Annotated in this window: 13 protein-coding genes; 3 read left to right on the top strand and 10 right to left on the bottom strand. The window is 39.5% G+C overall.

Features of this window, described 5'->3' with window-relative positions; genetic code table 11:
* Window positions 1-88 precede the first annotated feature (88 nt).
* Window positions 89-2,638 (top strand): M4 family metallopeptidase, encoded by a 2,550-nt coding sequence (locus PQ459_00700; protein ID WDF47013.1) that lies wholly within the window; start codon window positions 89-91, stop codon window positions 2,636-2,638.
* A 72-nt stretch (window positions 2,639-2,710) separates the two neighbouring features.
* Here PQ459_00700 and deoD read toward each other — a convergent pair whose 3' ends face one another.
* The 5 genes from deoD to PQ459_00675 form a co-directional block, all read right to left on the bottom strand.
* On the bottom strand, window positions 2,711-3,418 hold the full coding sequence (gene deoD / locus PQ459_00695) for a purine-nucleoside phosphorylase (protein WDF47012.1): 708 nt from the start codon (window positions 3,416-3,418) through the stop codon (window positions 2,711-2,713).
* 70 nt (window positions 3,419-3,488) lie between these two features.
* Entirely contained in the window at window positions 3,489-4,193 is a 705-nt protein-coding gene (locus PQ459_00690) for a LytTR family DNA-binding domain-containing protein (GenBank protein ID WDF47011.1), read from the bottom strand.
* A 4-nt stretch (window positions 4,194-4,197) separates the two neighbouring features.
* A complete protein-coding gene (locus tag PQ459_00685) occupies window positions 4,198-5,235 on the bottom strand; it encodes a histidine kinase (GenBank protein WDF47010.1) in 1,038 nt (345 codons plus the stop codon).
* Window positions 5,236-5,302: 67 nt separating this feature from the next.
* Window positions 5,303-5,629, bottom strand: a complete 327-nt coding sequence (locus tag PQ459_00680; GenBank protein ID WDF47009.1) for a DUF4907 domain-containing protein — start codon at window positions 5,627-5,629, stop codon at window positions 5,303-5,305.
* Window positions 5,616-6,599, bottom strand: a complete 984-nt coding sequence (locus PQ459_00675) for a kelch repeat-containing protein (GenBank protein WDF47008.1) — start codon at window positions 6,597-6,599, stop codon at window positions 5,616-5,618. The genes PQ459_00680 and PQ459_00675 overlap by 14 nt, the downstream gene beginning before the upstream one ends.
* Before the next feature lie 224 nt (window positions 6,600-6,823).
* Between PQ459_00675 and PQ459_00670 the strand changes: the two genes are divergently transcribed.
* Window positions 6,824-8,167 (top strand): DUF4270 family protein, encoded by a 1,344-nt coding sequence (locus tag PQ459_00670; GenBank protein WDF47007.1) that lies wholly within the window; start codon window positions 6,824-6,826, stop codon window positions 8,165-8,167.
* A 10-nt stretch (window positions 8,168-8,177) separates the two neighbouring features.
* Entirely contained in the window at window positions 8,178-9,404 is a 1,227-nt protein-coding gene (locus PQ459_00665; protein WDF47006.1) for a hypothetical protein, read from the top strand.
* A gap of 103 nt (window positions 9,405-9,507) precedes the next feature.
* Here PQ459_00665 and PQ459_00660 read toward each other — a convergent pair whose 3' ends face one another.
* The 5 genes from PQ459_00660 to PQ459_00640 form a co-directional block, all read right to left on the bottom strand.
* Entirely contained in the window at window positions 9,508-10,458 is a 951-nt protein-coding gene (locus PQ459_00660; GenBank protein WDF47005.1) for a transporter, read from the bottom strand.
* Window positions 10,458-11,534 carry a cytochrome c peroxidase gene (locus tag PQ459_00655; GenBank protein WDF47004.1) on the bottom strand — a complete coding sequence of 359 codons (1,077 nt, stop codon included), beginning with the start codon at window positions 11,532-11,534 and terminating at the stop codon, window positions 10,458-10,460. The genes PQ459_00660 and PQ459_00655 overlap by 1 nt, the downstream gene beginning before the upstream one ends.
* A complete protein-coding gene (locus PQ459_00650) occupies window positions 11,527-12,354 on the bottom strand; it encodes a hypothetical protein (GenBank protein WDF47003.1) in 828 nt (275 codons plus the stop codon). Before PQ459_00650 ends, PQ459_00655 begins: the two co-directional genes overlap by 8 nt.
* Window positions 12,355-12,553: 199 nt before the next feature.
* Window positions 12,554-12,919 (bottom strand): hypothetical protein, encoded by a 366-nt coding sequence (locus tag PQ459_00645; GenBank protein WDF47002.1) that lies wholly within the window; start codon window positions 12,917-12,919, stop codon window positions 12,554-12,556.
* Window positions 12,920-12,926: 7 nt separating this feature from the next.
* Window positions 12,927-13,595 carry a superoxide dismutase gene (locus tag PQ459_00640; GenBank protein WDF47001.1) on the bottom strand — a complete coding sequence of 223 codons (669 nt, stop codon included), beginning with the start codon at window positions 13,593-13,595 and terminating at the stop codon, window positions 12,927-12,929.
* Between the last annotated feature and the right edge of the window lie 38 nt (window positions 13,596-13,633).

The raw sequence follows: 13,633 nt of genomic DNA, 5'->3' as shown, positions 1-13,633 counted from the left end.
CAATACATTATTAATCATTCATTGTTTTTGATTTATTACTATTAAAATATTTATTAATAGCTATATTTGCTATCAATAAATTTGAAAAATGAAGAAAACTCTATCTATCGCAATGGCATTAGGCTATCTGTGCAGTTTTGCCCAGGAATCTAAGCAGCTAGCGACATTGAAAAAAGAAACTAATGCAGCCGTAACAATCAGCAGCAGCACGTCTAATCCGAACTTTATCCGTTTTGGTAACTCAAATGCACTAAAGTTGAAATCTGCAGGTGCAAAGTCAAAAACTGCTGAGTTTCTGGCAGAAAATTATAAAGTTTTTAATCTAAAATCTGTCAATGATTTAATTTTTGTAGAAGAAAAAACGGATAACTATGGCTTGAAGAATGTCATCTACAGGCAACAATATCAGGGCGTTCCAGTTTATGATGGACTATTAAAATTTCATTTTAACGGTCAAGAAGAATTAACTTCTGTCAATGGAAACGCAATTTCCAACATAAAGGTCAATTCGACGCCGGATATTTCCGAAGCTTCCGCACAAAGTATTGCAAAAGACATAGTCGCAAAACAAGATCTGAACAAATCAAATGCGCCATTGCAAACTGTCAAAAGCAATCTTTTGATTTTCCCCAAAAATCTCGTTCAAGGTGGTGTTGTAACGTCTTACCTGGCTTACGAAGTAGAAGTGACCAATAAGGTGGATGTTCGTGAATTCCTTTTCATAGATGCTCATACCGGAGAGTTGGTTGAGCAGTTTACGGGCATTCATCCCATCGATAGAAAATTATACGAAACCAATACTTCTGCAGCCAATCTGAAATGGAAAGAGGGAGACGTTTTCCCTGGAACACTCAGCATCTGGCAGCAAAATGAAGTAACCACTTCTGAGCACGTCTACAACTTCTTCAAGAATGCTTTCGGTTATGTTTCGTATGATGCCGAAGATCACTCTATGGTTACAGTGAACAATGATCCTACCATCTCTTGTCCGAATGCAAGATGGAACGGAACTTATGCGGGCTATTGCGACGGAACAGCAACGGACGACGTCATCGCTCACGAATGGGGACACGCATACACAGAGTACACAAGTGGTTTGATTTATCAATACCAGTCGGGCGCTCTTAATGAGTCTTACTCGGATGTTTGGGGAGAAACTATTGATTTGATTAATAATTATCAGGACGAAGGCGAAAATCTGGGCGTCCGAACTACAACAGCTTGTTCGCCAGGATCTGTCCGTTGGAAAATGGGGGAGGATGCCACAGCGTTTGGTGGTGCTATCCGTGATATGTGGAATCCCAACTGCAACGGTGATCCAGCTAAAGTTCTTGATACTGCCAATTATTTCTGCGGAACAACAGACAGTGGAGGTGTTCATACCAACTCTGGTGTGACCAATCATTTATATGCATTGTTGGTAGATGGAGGAACTTATAATGGCTATACCATGACGGGAATCGGATTTGTAAAAGCTGCCCATCTTTGGTGGAAGGCTCAAACGACTTATCTGACAGCTACGAGTGACTTTGCAAATTTTGCAGATGCCTTGGAAGCTGCCGCCAACGATTTGATTGGAATCAATCTGCAAGGCTTATCTACAACAGGATCCGCAGCTGGACCAAGTGGACAGATGTTTACAGCTGCAGATCTTCAAAATATAAAAAACGGAATTCTGTCTGTTCAGCTTAGATCTTCTCCTGCCACGCAATGTAACTATACTCCGATTCTTAAAGCTGTACCGGATCTTTGCGCGGTAGCAACTTCTAATCCGCTTTTCAAAGAAAATTGGGAAAACGGCCTAGGAAACTGGACTGTTTCTAATGTTCCTACGAAGCCATCTACATGGGAAGCCAGAGATTGGACCATTAAAGATAATTTACCAAAAGACAGAGCTGGAAAAGCAATGTTTGGAGTAGATCCGATCAACGGTGATTGTGCAGCGGATCTTCAGAATGGTATTTTGCGTCTAGAAAGTCCACAGATTACCTTCCCTGCCTTTACAGATGGAATTTATGAGATGGCATTCAATCATTACATTGCAACAGAATCTACGTGGGATGGTGGAAACATCAAGTACAGCCTCAATGGAGGTGCTTGGACTTTACTGCCTGTAACTGCATTTACGCAAAATGGTTACAACAGTGCATTGGCTGCTTCCGGAAGTGATAATCCACTAAAAGGTCAACGTGCATTCACAGGTACAGATGGCGGTTCTCTTGGCGGAAGTTGGGGACAAAGTGTGATCGATCTTTCAAAAATTGGTGTGACTTCTGGATCTAATATCAAGTTCAGATTTGAATTGGGAACGGATGGATGCAACGGAATCGAAGGTTGGTATCTCGATGAAATCTATGTCTACAACTGTGCGACGCTTGCTGTGCAAGATGTGCAGAAACAAAATGGAATCCAGGTGTATCCAAATCCAACATCAGGATTTGTGACAATTCAGAATAAGAATAATTCTAACCTGAAAAATGTGGAGATTTACAATGCCGCAGGACAAATGATCCAAAGATTCAATGTCAATAATGCGAAAAATGCGTCATTGGATATGAGCCAATTGCTGAACGGAACCTACATCCTGAAAGTGAAATCAGAAACAGAAAACAACTCTGTAAAAGTGATCAAGAAGTAATTTTCTAGATCTTAAACCAATAAAAAACGCTTATGAATTTCATAAGCGTTTTTTATTTTTAATTAAATCCAATTAAAACTTCAAAGCAGTTTCCAGGGAAAGTTCCATCATCGTTCGCAAAGCATTTTCTCTTTGATCTGCTGAGATAAATTCTTTGGTAGGAATAATATCGGAAACAGTCAAAATCGTTGCTGCATTTTTTCCCAAATGTTTAGCATTGGCAAAAAGTGCAAAGGCTTCCATTTCTACTGCAGGACAATTGTGTCTCACAGCAATTTCGGGAACTGCAGGATCTTTTCTGTAGAAGATATCGCTGGAGTGGATGTTTGTTGCTTTGGCATCAAGTCCTAACGCTTTGGCGGTTTCATTAATTTTATTAAAAGCAGAGCCTTGGTTGGAAATGATATCTTCCTCAATTCCCCAGGCAAATTTTGCATAAGTACTTTCGCTGGCTGCATTTTCAACATTCAGGATGTCGAATAATTTAAGTTCTGGTGTGTAAGCGCCGCAAGTTCCAATTCTGATGATCGTGTCAACCTCGTATTCTGTAAACAATTCGAAAGAGTAGATTCCGATACTTGGGAATCCCATTCCGCTGGCGCCAACTGTAATTTCTTTGTCTTTATATTTCCCTGTATAGAAGAAAATATTTCTCGTTTGGCTTACCAGTTTTGCATCGGTCAGGAAGTTGTCGGCAATATATTTCGCTCTTAGCGGATCGCCAGGCATTAATACGGTTTTGGCGATTTCTCCTTTTTTAGCACTTATGTGAACACTCATATTCAATGATTTTTTAAGACCGTGAATATAAAATTTATATTTTAATCAATAAAATCAATCCGGGGAAATCTTACTTATATCTTTCAATAATTCCAGTTAAAAAAGGTTTGTACTTTTCACTTACCGGAATTCTCTCATCGCCAATCATAATACTGTTTTTCCCCACGCTTTGGAGATGATGAAGCGAAACAATATGCGAATTGTGAACCCGGATGAAATTTTCATAATTGATCTTCTCCATAATTGATTTCATCGTTTGGTGCACGATCAATTTACGAGTATTGGTGTAGATGATGATGTAATCCTTCAGTGCATTAATCCTTGTGATCTCTTCCAGATTCAGCTTCACATCTTCGTTGTTGGATCTTACGAAGATGAAGGATTCTCTTATGGCAGACGTAGTTTCTTGCAGCAGCTTTTTATTATTCGTCAGATTGTAACTTTTGTAAGCCGCTTTCAGGAACCGTTCAAATGAAAAAGGTTTTAATAAATAATCTATCACATCCATCTCAAATCCCTGGATGGCGCAGTTGTCATAAGCCGTTGTGATGATCACGTTCGGGAGTTTGTTGAAGCTTTTCAGAAACTCGATGCCGGAAATGTTGGGAAGATTGATGTCCAGAAAGATCAAATCTACGCTGTTGTTTTGTAAAACACCGATGGTTTCCTGGATGTCATAGCAATTGGCGACCAGATTAAGAAAAGGGATTCTTGAGATATATTCTTCAATCACGTGGTGCGCTAGTTCTTCGTCATCTACAATGATGCAATTCATTTTTTTAGTCTAGTTGAAGGGTCAGTTTGATTTCGTATTCGGAGCCGTTATCATTGATGTCCAGCTTGTATTTTTCAGGATAAAGTAAATCCAGTTTCATTTTCGTGTTCTTGATGCCGAGCTTGTTGTTATCGGTTCTTTCGCTTGGTTTCGTTTCATAGAAATTCTTGACATTGAAGTTGAGAACGCCGTCTTTCAGATCAATCAAAATATCCAAAGGTCCTTTCTTGAAATCCGCATATTTGAAAGCATTTTCGATGAAGGTCAAAAGCAAAAGCGGCTCGATCTTATAACCTTCGAAGTTGCCGTAGAACTGCCAGTTGATGTTATTGAATTTATTAAATCGAATGGACTGGATCTCGATGTATTTTTTGATGTTGATGATTTCATCATTCAGATTATTCTTCTTTCCGTTTTTATCATTCAGAACATATCTCATAATGTCGGATAAAATCAAAATTACTCTCGGCGTATCTTTGGATTGCGTGATCGAGAGCGAATAAATACTGTTCAAAGCATTAAAGAAAAAATGTGGATTGATCTGTTCTCTCAGGATTTTCAGTTCGCTGGATTGTCTCTCAAATTCCAAAGCTTTTATCATCTTTTGATTCTCCAGCCACTTATCAACAAAGAAAAGCAGCGTACTGAAGATGATCGAGAAAAGTCCGATCTTGAAAAACATATCGTGGAAATTGAGTCCGTGTTCAAAAGGCTTCATCATCCTGCCGGGTTTAGGAAAATCTTTTGGCGGAAATGGCGGATGATGCGGCATAAAAAAAATAAATGATGCAATGTAGAGTATGACAAAGGTGAAGACAACCGTGATTCTTGTTCTTGGATTTTGCTTAATGATAAACGGCAGAAACAGACCGTAATTGACGTAAAAAATCGCTAAAAAAACAACGAATACTTTCAAATTCATTAATAGCATCAGATTTCCAAAAAATGAATAATCCATAATGAGTTTGAAGAAAATCAGAATGATCCAAATGACGAAATGGTAAACATAGGTGGATTTAATTCTTTTGAAAATGTTTTTCATAATGCGTTTTTATTCTTTTTTTTTAATGCGCAAAATTCCTCCGATAAAAGCACCGAAGGAATTATTGCTATTGAAGTTTTTGGATCTCGTATTCAATTTTCATTGAGTCCAGTTCATCTACCGAGATCCTGGGAAACGATGTGTTCCCTATTTTTTTTATGACCAGATCAGCCGTTCTCCTGGCCTGCAAACTGTCTTTGAAGGCTTGGTCTCCAGCAATCGCCGGGATGTAAGGCTGATCGATAAAAGGTTTGTTGTTTTTTATGATTTGATAACCATAACCTGTCTTTTGTTTGGTGATCCTGATATCCAGTTCAGTGTTTTTTTTCTGACAGGAAATCGATATCAATCCTAAAACCAAAAGTAATTTCCAAAAAGGTCTAGTCATCATCATTGTCAGCTTCTGTTGGATGAAAGACCCAGATGTCATCGAAGTAAGAAGAACCACTGTTTCCCGTCAAAACATAACCATAAGTTCCGAAAGAAAAAGCAACGGCACTCTCTCTGGAAGATCCTTGGAAAGCTGTTCTCTCTGTCCAGTCATCGGTGTATGGACTGTACTCCCAAGTTGTATTGGAAACGCCACTCACGGATCCCGTGGAAACATATCCAAGACCATTTGCTGCAAACGCTGCCGGAGAAGATCTGTTTTGACTATCATCATCGTTGCTTGTATCTGCTTTTCTGGTCCAGGTTTCTGCAGATGGATCAAAGGCCCAGAAATCTGAAACCAAACTTCCATTGTTGGTCCCGAATCCGACGTACGCAATCCCATTGATCACGAAAGCAGCACCATCTCTTCTTTTGGCGCCACCTAGACTTACGATGTTGGTCCAAGCAGAAGTGGATTCATCGTATTTATAAAAATCCTTCAACTCGCTGCCGTCATAGCCTGTTCCTACAAATCCTTTGTTGCCAACGCCAAACGCCAACGCCGCATATCTTTCTGTGCCAGGGAGATCCTGTATTTGACTCCAAGCATTGGATGCTGGATCATATTTATAGAAGTCCTTTAATTTGTTGAGTCCGTCATAACCTGTTCCGACATAGCCGAAAGAGGTAGTCGCAAATCCAACGGCCGAACTTCTCTTCACGCCAGGGAAATCTGCTTTCTGTGTCCAGGAATTGGCGTCCGGGTCATAACTCCAAAGGTCATTATAATAGTATTCGCCATCGTAGCCTCCGGTTAAATATCCTTTGCCATTCACCACAAAAGCAGAAGCATTAGAACGCGGTTTACCATCCAGATCGGAAACCCTTACCCAGTTTCCTACCAACTCATCATCATCATCGTCATTGTTACAGCTTGATAATAAAAACATCCCTGCAATAGCAAGGATCAAAACCGAAAGTTTTTTGTCCATTCTTATTTTTTGATGCAAATGAATCCCATTCTGAGGGCATTTGAAAATTTTTTAGACGAACACGCATTTTTTGTCGTTAAACCGTTCGATAGTTTCGATGCTTTAACATTAGATCTTTAAAACCAGATTGGTCTACATAAAGACCTGGATTGTCGAAAACTAAATGGGAAAGGAAGAAAATATTTTAGCTCTAGCATTCTCACAGCGTATGTTTACAGAAAAAAATGTACAAATATGTATTGTTGTGTGCTGCAATCCTCCTTTTATGTTCCTGTGAAAGAGAAAGCAACACCTATGAAGTAGGAAACTCCCTGATGTCTGCGCAATCCAAAGTCGCGATGATCGATACGCTGACACTCAAGATGTCCACCATTATGAAAGATTCTGTGGTTACGTCTGGCAAAAGTGCGATAATGGCTGGGAATATCAAGGATCATACTTTTGGAACTGTGAACTCAGCATCGATGTTTGAGTTGACACCAGCGAGTTATTCTTTGGCAGCTACCACCAATGTTGTTTTCGATTCTATCGTGATGTATCTTACTAACAATGATTTCTATTATGGAGACACATTAAAAACCTTCAAACTCGATGTGCATCCAATGGCGGACAGGATCAAACTGAACAGCGGTTATCTTTATAACAACAGCGACCTCAAATATTCTTCCGTGTCAATTGGAAGTGCCGATTTTCTTCCCAGGCCAAACACCGACAGTAGTTTTGTGAGAATAAAATTGGATCAATCCTACGGGCAGAACATCTTCAATCTACTAAAAACTAAAGATGCGACCAGTCAGGAATATTTCCTAAATTTCTACAAAGGCTTGGCGCTGGTGCCTTCATCTGATAACAATGCGATGTTGCGTTTTGGGATCAATTCCTCTTACGAAACACAAATCAGCAATGCGACCAAAGAAAAAGTCTCAAATGTTGTCCGAATGTATTATCACACAGCTTCGGTAAACGGAACAGAAGAAGTCAAATATACGCTTGACCTCAATCCAAGCTCAACCAATCAATACAACAAGATCAAAAGCGACTTTACCGGTTCCGACCTCGCAGGACTTACGCCAAGCAATCCTATCGAGTCCAAGAATTTGGGAGACAGAACTTATCTGATGGCGGGAATTGGCGTTTACACCAAGGTTGAGATCCCATATCTAAAATCATTGAAGAACCTTTACGCCAATTATAGGATCATCAGTGCGGACCTTTCATTAAGTCCTGTTGCAGGCTATTATTCTAATCAATTTTATAATCCTACGGTGATGCATTATTATTTGGGAGACAAAAAGAATAACATTATCTCTAGTTTTGTAGAAACCGATGGGACAACAGAGATTACAGCCAGTTTGACCGACACGAGTGAGTTTCAAAGTGATTATGGATACAACTTTTCATTGCTAAATTTCGTCACTACGATCTTGTCCGAGACAACCACTTCCAACTATAATGTTTTGATCTATCCATCATCTTACACAGATGTACTCTCGGGAAAAACAGTTTTTGGAGACGCGAAAAATTCAACAAATCCGGCTAAACTCAAGCTTTACATCTTAGGCTATTAATCAAGAATTTATGTATCAGAAAATTAAAATAATAGTTTTTGCGATGATTTTCACGCAGAAATTAGCAGCGCAGGATTCTTCGCCATATTCCTATTTTGGGATTGGGACTTTCAATAATGTTGACAATGCGAGAAATATTTCATTAGGAAACACTGGAATTGCATTGGAATCTCCGGATTATATCAATTCCAAAAATCCAGCATCTATCACAACAATCGGGTTGCAAAATGTCATTTACGATGTGGGTGGAACTTTAAAGTACGATAACATTTCCAGCAATCAAGGTTCAGACAAACGCATCAATGGCAATTTTACCAACCTCGGTTTGGCAATGAGAATTTCCAATAGAGTCTCCATTGCCGCAAGCGTTCAGCCTACAACTTCGTCAGATTACAAATTTGTTTCAACGATTCCCGTTGAAGGCACTTCCGACACTTATCCCATCACGTACGAAGGTAGCGGCGGTATCACGAATCTTGGCGTCAACGTAGGTTATAAACTTAATAACAACTGGAGTTTTGGTGGAAAGGTGAAAAACAACTTCGGAACCATCAGTCGCATAGAAACGATTACAACCAATACTTTGTTGGAAATCAGTAGAAACGTCAGATACACAGGTTTCAGTTACGGTTTGGGAACGCAGTTTAACAAATATTTTGCTAAAGAAAGACTTCAATTAACTTTGGGCGCCATCGTCAATTTCAAAAGTAACTTAAATGCGAAGGGTGAAACAGTCTATTCAGAAAATAAGGATTACACTAATAGTCTTACCACAAAACTGTCTTCAAAAGATTCTACGTTGCCGTTGGAAATGGGAGTTGGAGTCAGTGTTTTGAAAAATGACAGATACCGTTTCAGTTTTGATTATACCCAAAGCAAATGGAGCGAAGTTAAAAACACAATCACGAATGAAAAGTATTATAACCAAAATGTCTATGGTTTAGGCTTCGAACTTCTCCCGGAAAGCAAAAACCCGAAAAATGTAGGAGAAGCTTTAGTGTATCGTTTTGGACTTAATTATGATACTGGATATTATAAAGTCAATAATCGGGAAATCAACAAGATGGAAGCAACCGTTGGTGTTGGAGTTCCGATGAACAAAATAGTTCTGAATATTGCTTATGGCTACGGAAAGCGTGGTGCATTCAGCAATATTGCCATCAAAGAGAATTATCATATGCTCAACATCAGCATCGATTTTCTGGATAAGTGGTTTACAAAACGCTACATCAATTAATTTATATTTTTTTAAAGGAGGAACTTTTTACAAAGCGCCTCCTTTTTTTATTTAATGATTAAAATCTGCCAAATCAGCTCAATCTGCGAGAAATTATAATTTATCAAATTCCAAAATTCACAAACAATCCAAACCTTGATTTAGCCTCAATATCACCATTTGCCAAATTCGTGTAAGCTGGCAACATCAACTCACTCCCAATGCTCCATTTTTTATAAGAAGCTTCGAAACCGATTTTCCCATAAAGTGCACTTCCTGCGGTTCTCGGCATCACTTCGCCAAACTGTTTGTTCCAATCGTAAACTTCGCCTTGCAATCCCAACTTTCCTGAAATAATGCTATTCTCATTTCGCCAAATCCGCTGAAATCCAGTCATTGCATAATTCCATTGATTCCCAAATTGGTAATGTTTTTTATTTTCTGTTTTGATGGTATAATCTGTATTGATGAGCATCGCGAAAAGATTTTTCTGAAATTTATAATTAAGAGCCAGCTGATAATCCCAGCTTCCCGTTCCCAACTGAAAACTTGGATTAACACCCGAAATTCCTTTCTCATCAAATTTACCAATCGGGATTTTCACTCCTAAACCACCATTCAACTGATGAAACGTATTTTTAGAATTAAGGATTTGATAAATTCCCATCAAGTTCGCATCGCCAATTCCATTGATTCTAATGTCGCCTTGCAAAGTCTTCTTCTCGTGAAACTGAAATGGCAAACTTCCATAAACACTCAGTTTTTCCGTAATAGGAATCTTTCCCCAAATCTGAATGGTGTTGAAATATTGGTCTTGTGTCAACTCATTCGTGAAGAGATTTTCCTTCGCTTTGTAATGTTGCGAAAAATATTTGATGCCGATGAATTGTGGATTCAACAAAGATTCGAAGCCGGAAGAACCATTTCCAGCACCGCAACCACAAGCATCACAAAAGAATTCCTGCGTTTTCAAAAGATTCTGATTGTCATATTTCGGAATGTAGAGACTGTCTTTCTCAATTGCCGAAATTGAAATATTAAAGATTGGAAATAAAATTAAAATAAACTTCTTCATTATTCTGCAAATTTTTTGTTTTTGATGAAATTTTGGTCGGTCAAGGTTTTCAAGAAAGCGATGATGTATTGTTTTTCCAAGTTTGTCATTGCAATTCCGATGTGACCATTTTGTTTTAAAATCGGGTCAAGGTTTGGTTGGTTTTCCACATTGTCGGAATAGAAATTAAGAACTGCTTCAAGAGAATAAAATCTTCCGTCGTGCATATAAGGTGCGGTCAATTCTACATTTCTCAAACTTGGAGCACGGAATTTCATATTGTCATTCCAATCCAAAGTCACCCGATATCGTCCGCGGTCATCGTACTGTGAGTTGTAGTACATACCTGTATTTCGGTAACTTTCATCGGTAAATAATTCTCCTGAATGACAACTCGCACATTTGTTTTCAAATAAAGTTTTCCCCTGAGATTCCTCATTCGTAAAACTCGCTTTTCCATTTTTGACTTGGTCGTATTTTGAATCTGCAGAAACCATTGTGACCATAAATTGCGACAAAGCTTTCAGGATTTTTTCGCCATTAATTTGGTCATCGCCAAAAGCCGATTTGAACATTTTTTTGTAATTTGCATCTGCACTTAACTTCGAAATCACCTCCGGAATCGAGCTGTCCATTTCAAAATCTGTTGTGATGGGAACCAGTGAACGTTCATCCAAATTATGACTCACGCCGTCCCAAGTATAGTTTTTCAGCCAAGCCATATTTTGAATGGCAGGCGCATTTCGCATTCCCAATTTGTCATCGATGCCGTGACTTACCGGATGTCCGTGGTGCGTGAAAGCATATTCCTGAATGTGACAGAATCCACAGGAAATCGTATTGTTTCGGGATAATTTTCCTTCATAAAATAATTTCTTTCCCAACGCAACACCGTTGACTGTAACCGGATTTTTCTCAATGTTAAAAGCCAACGCCGGAAAGTAAGTTGGGATTTCCAAACTATAAGCTTTGTCTTCCTCGAAAACTTCGCCTTCAATTTCGTCGGAACAAGATGTTAAAATTCCCGAAATTAAAACAAGAAAAATCCAAAGAGAACGGAATCGGCCTCTCTGGAATTGTTGAAATGGATTAATCATTATGAACGTGGTCAACTTTGAACATTTGGATTAAGTTGTTGCTCACGCTCAATAGATGCGGACTGCTTCCCATCGCCATTTGATTTGATTGGTTTAAGGTCAAAGCGGTTTGTCCACTCAGATATTGATTGAAGTCTGCCAGAATATGAATCGATGGCGTGATTTCTTTGCTGACTCTCGCGGTTGTTGGCAAATCCAAAACGACTTCTCGGTAATGGTCTGCGGTTCCGTTAATGGTTGTGTCGCCCATATTTCCAGTGTGGTTCATAAATTCTGTGTCGGCTGACGAAGTTCCATATTTCCCTTCGAGCTTTGCAAAAATATAACCGGCAGACCAAGACCAGGCCATTCCTTCCTGCTTGGCTTTGTCCCAGAAAATGCCTTGTCCGTCTTGTCCAATCAAATAGGCGGTCGGGCTGATTCCCAAGCCGAGTTTGATTTTCTTGTAATTTCCTTTTGGGATTTCTGTGAGGTTGGCGTAGACGATTCCGCCTTTTGCATTGGCTTGGTTGATGATGAAGGCGCCTTTGTCGGGATTGTTGTAATTGTATTTGAACTCGTTGCCGTTTTCATCGATGAGCGAGATGTTGCTGATGACATATTTCAAAGTGGAGAACTGGTGTTTTTGTCCGTTCGATGAAGTTTGCGTGGTTTGATTCAGGACGATGTTTCCAAGATTGTTGAATCCGTTTTCGAATTTGAGTTGGAGATTTCCTGGTTCTGTGTTTTGAATATCATCATCGTCGTTGTTGGAACAAGATGAAATGGTGATTAGGGTAAAGGCAATAAGGAATAATGATAAAAATTTATAAATTTTCATTGTTGATTTTTTAGTTGAAACGTTGACTCTATACCGAATCCCGCGATAGGGATGGTAGCGGATATCCTTTTTGTCTTTTGACCAAATGTCGTTTTTATAGACTCAATGTGATAAGACAAAAAGATAGTAGTGGACAGCCCGACCCGAGGAGCTGGATTAGCGTCGGAGAGGGAATCGCCCCAATGATTGATATGTTCAACTAAAAAATCGGAGGTCTGAAAATGTGTCTCAGAAAGAGGAAGGTGTAACCTGTTTTGTACGTGAAAGTCAGGTTTGGGAGGGAGAAATTGTTCTCGATTGAGGCTTTGAAAATCTCAGTCGGAATGTAGAAGTCCAATACTTTTTGGACCTGGTTTTTGCTTTTGGAAAGCGGTGAATTATCGGATTCGCTGGATTTTGCGAGTTCTTTTCCGAGGTAGCATTTTCCGTTGCAATGGAGTTCTGGTCGAGCTTTGTTGACGCAGAGCATTTGGATTTGATTATAATTTACAACATATTCCGCCAATGGAAATGCGGGTTTGCACACCAGATAAAGAATGAGGAATATGTTGCAAATTAATTTCAAGGAGAGATTATTTTGTAGCTTCTTCGTAGCGTTTGCTCACTTCTTTCCAGTTGGTCACGTTCCAGAATGCGGTCAAATAATCGGCTCTTTTGTTTTGATATTTCAGGTAATACGCGTGTTCCCAAACATCGATTCCCAAGATTGGCGTTCCTTTGATTTCGGCAATATCCATCAATGGATTGTCCTGATTTCCACTGGAAGTCACTGCCAATTTTTTGTCAGCCGTCACGACCAACCAAGCCCAACCAGAACCGAAACGGTCTGCGCCAGCTTTGCTCAATTTTTCTTTCAAAGCGTCCAGGCTTCCGAAAGATTCTGTTATTGCTTTTGCCAATTTTGCTGATGGTTGCGTGTTTTTCTCAGGTGTTAGAACAGTCCAGAACAACTCGTGGTTGTAGTGTCCACCGGCGTTGTTTCTCACGGCTGGCGATTCTTTGGAAATGTGGGAAAGGATTTTGGTAATGCTTTCTTTTTCCAATGGTGTTCCGGCGATGGCCTTGTTCAGGTTGGAAACGTAGGTCGCGGCGTGCTTGGAGTAGTGGATTTCCATCGTCTCTGCGTCAATCGAACCTTCCAAAGCGTTGTAGGCGTAAGGCAAAGGTGTTTGCTTGAATTGTGCCGTCGCAAAAGTGGCTACAAAAAGCGCACTGGCGAGAAATAATTTCTTGATTTTCATAATATTGGATTTAGATTAATATTTAAATTTTTAAATGC

Origin of the sequence: Chryseobacterium sp. KACC 21268 (genome assembly GCA_028736075.1) — a bacterium.
GTDB lineage: Bacteria > Bacteroidota > Bacteroidia > Flavobacteriales > Weeksellaceae > Epilithonimonas.
The sequence above is the reverse complement of the archived record's forward strand: the minus strand, read 5'-3'. Positions and strand labels throughout refer to the sequence as shown.

Bases quoted from the DNA above. Each gene is read 5' to 3' on its own strand.
- PQ459_00650 (WDF47003.1), bottom strand. From the start codon at position 12,354: ATGAAAATTTATAAATTTTTATCATTATTCCTTATTGCCTTTACCCTA.
- PQ459_00640 (WDF47001.1), bottom strand. From the start codon at position 13,595: ATGAAAATCAAGAAATTATTTCTCGCCAGTGCGCTTTTTGTAGCCACT.
- PQ459_00690 (WDF47011.1), bottom strand. From the start codon at position 4,193: ATGAATTGCATCATTGTAGATGACGAAGAACTAGCGCACCACGTGATT.
- PQ459_00665 (WDF47006.1), top strand. From the start codon at position 8,178: ATGTATCAGAAAATTAAAATAATAGTTTTTGCGATGATTTTCACGCAG.
- PQ459_00685 (WDF47010.1), bottom strand. From the start codon at position 5,235: ATGAAAAACATTTTCAAAAGAATTAAATCCACCTATGTTTACCATTTC.
- PQ459_00700 (WDF47013.1), top strand. From the start codon at position 89: ATGAAGAAAACTCTATCTATCGCAATGGCATTAGGCTATCTGTGCAGT.
- PQ459_00675 (WDF47008.1), bottom strand. From the start codon at position 6,599: ATGGACAAAAAACTTTCGGTTTTGATCCTTGCTATTGCAGGGATGTTT.
- PQ459_00670 (WDF47007.1), top strand. From the start codon at position 6,824: ATGTACAAATATGTATTGTTGTGTGCTGCAATCCTCCTTTTATGTTCC.
- PQ459_00655 (WDF47004.1), bottom strand. From the start codon at position 11,534: ATGATTAATCCATTTCAACAATTCCAGAGAGGCCGATTCCGTTCTCTT.
- deoD (WDF47012.1), bottom strand. From the start codon at position 3,418: ATGAGTGTTCACATAAGTGCTAAAAAAGGAGAAATCGCCAAAACCGTA.
- PQ459_00680 (WDF47009.1), bottom strand. From the start codon at position 5,629: ATGATGATGACTAGACCTTTTTGGAAATTACTTTTGGTTTTAGGATTG.
- PQ459_00660 (WDF47005.1), bottom strand. From the start codon at position 10,458: ATGAAGAAGTTTATTTTAATTTTATTTCCAATCTTTAATATTTCAATT.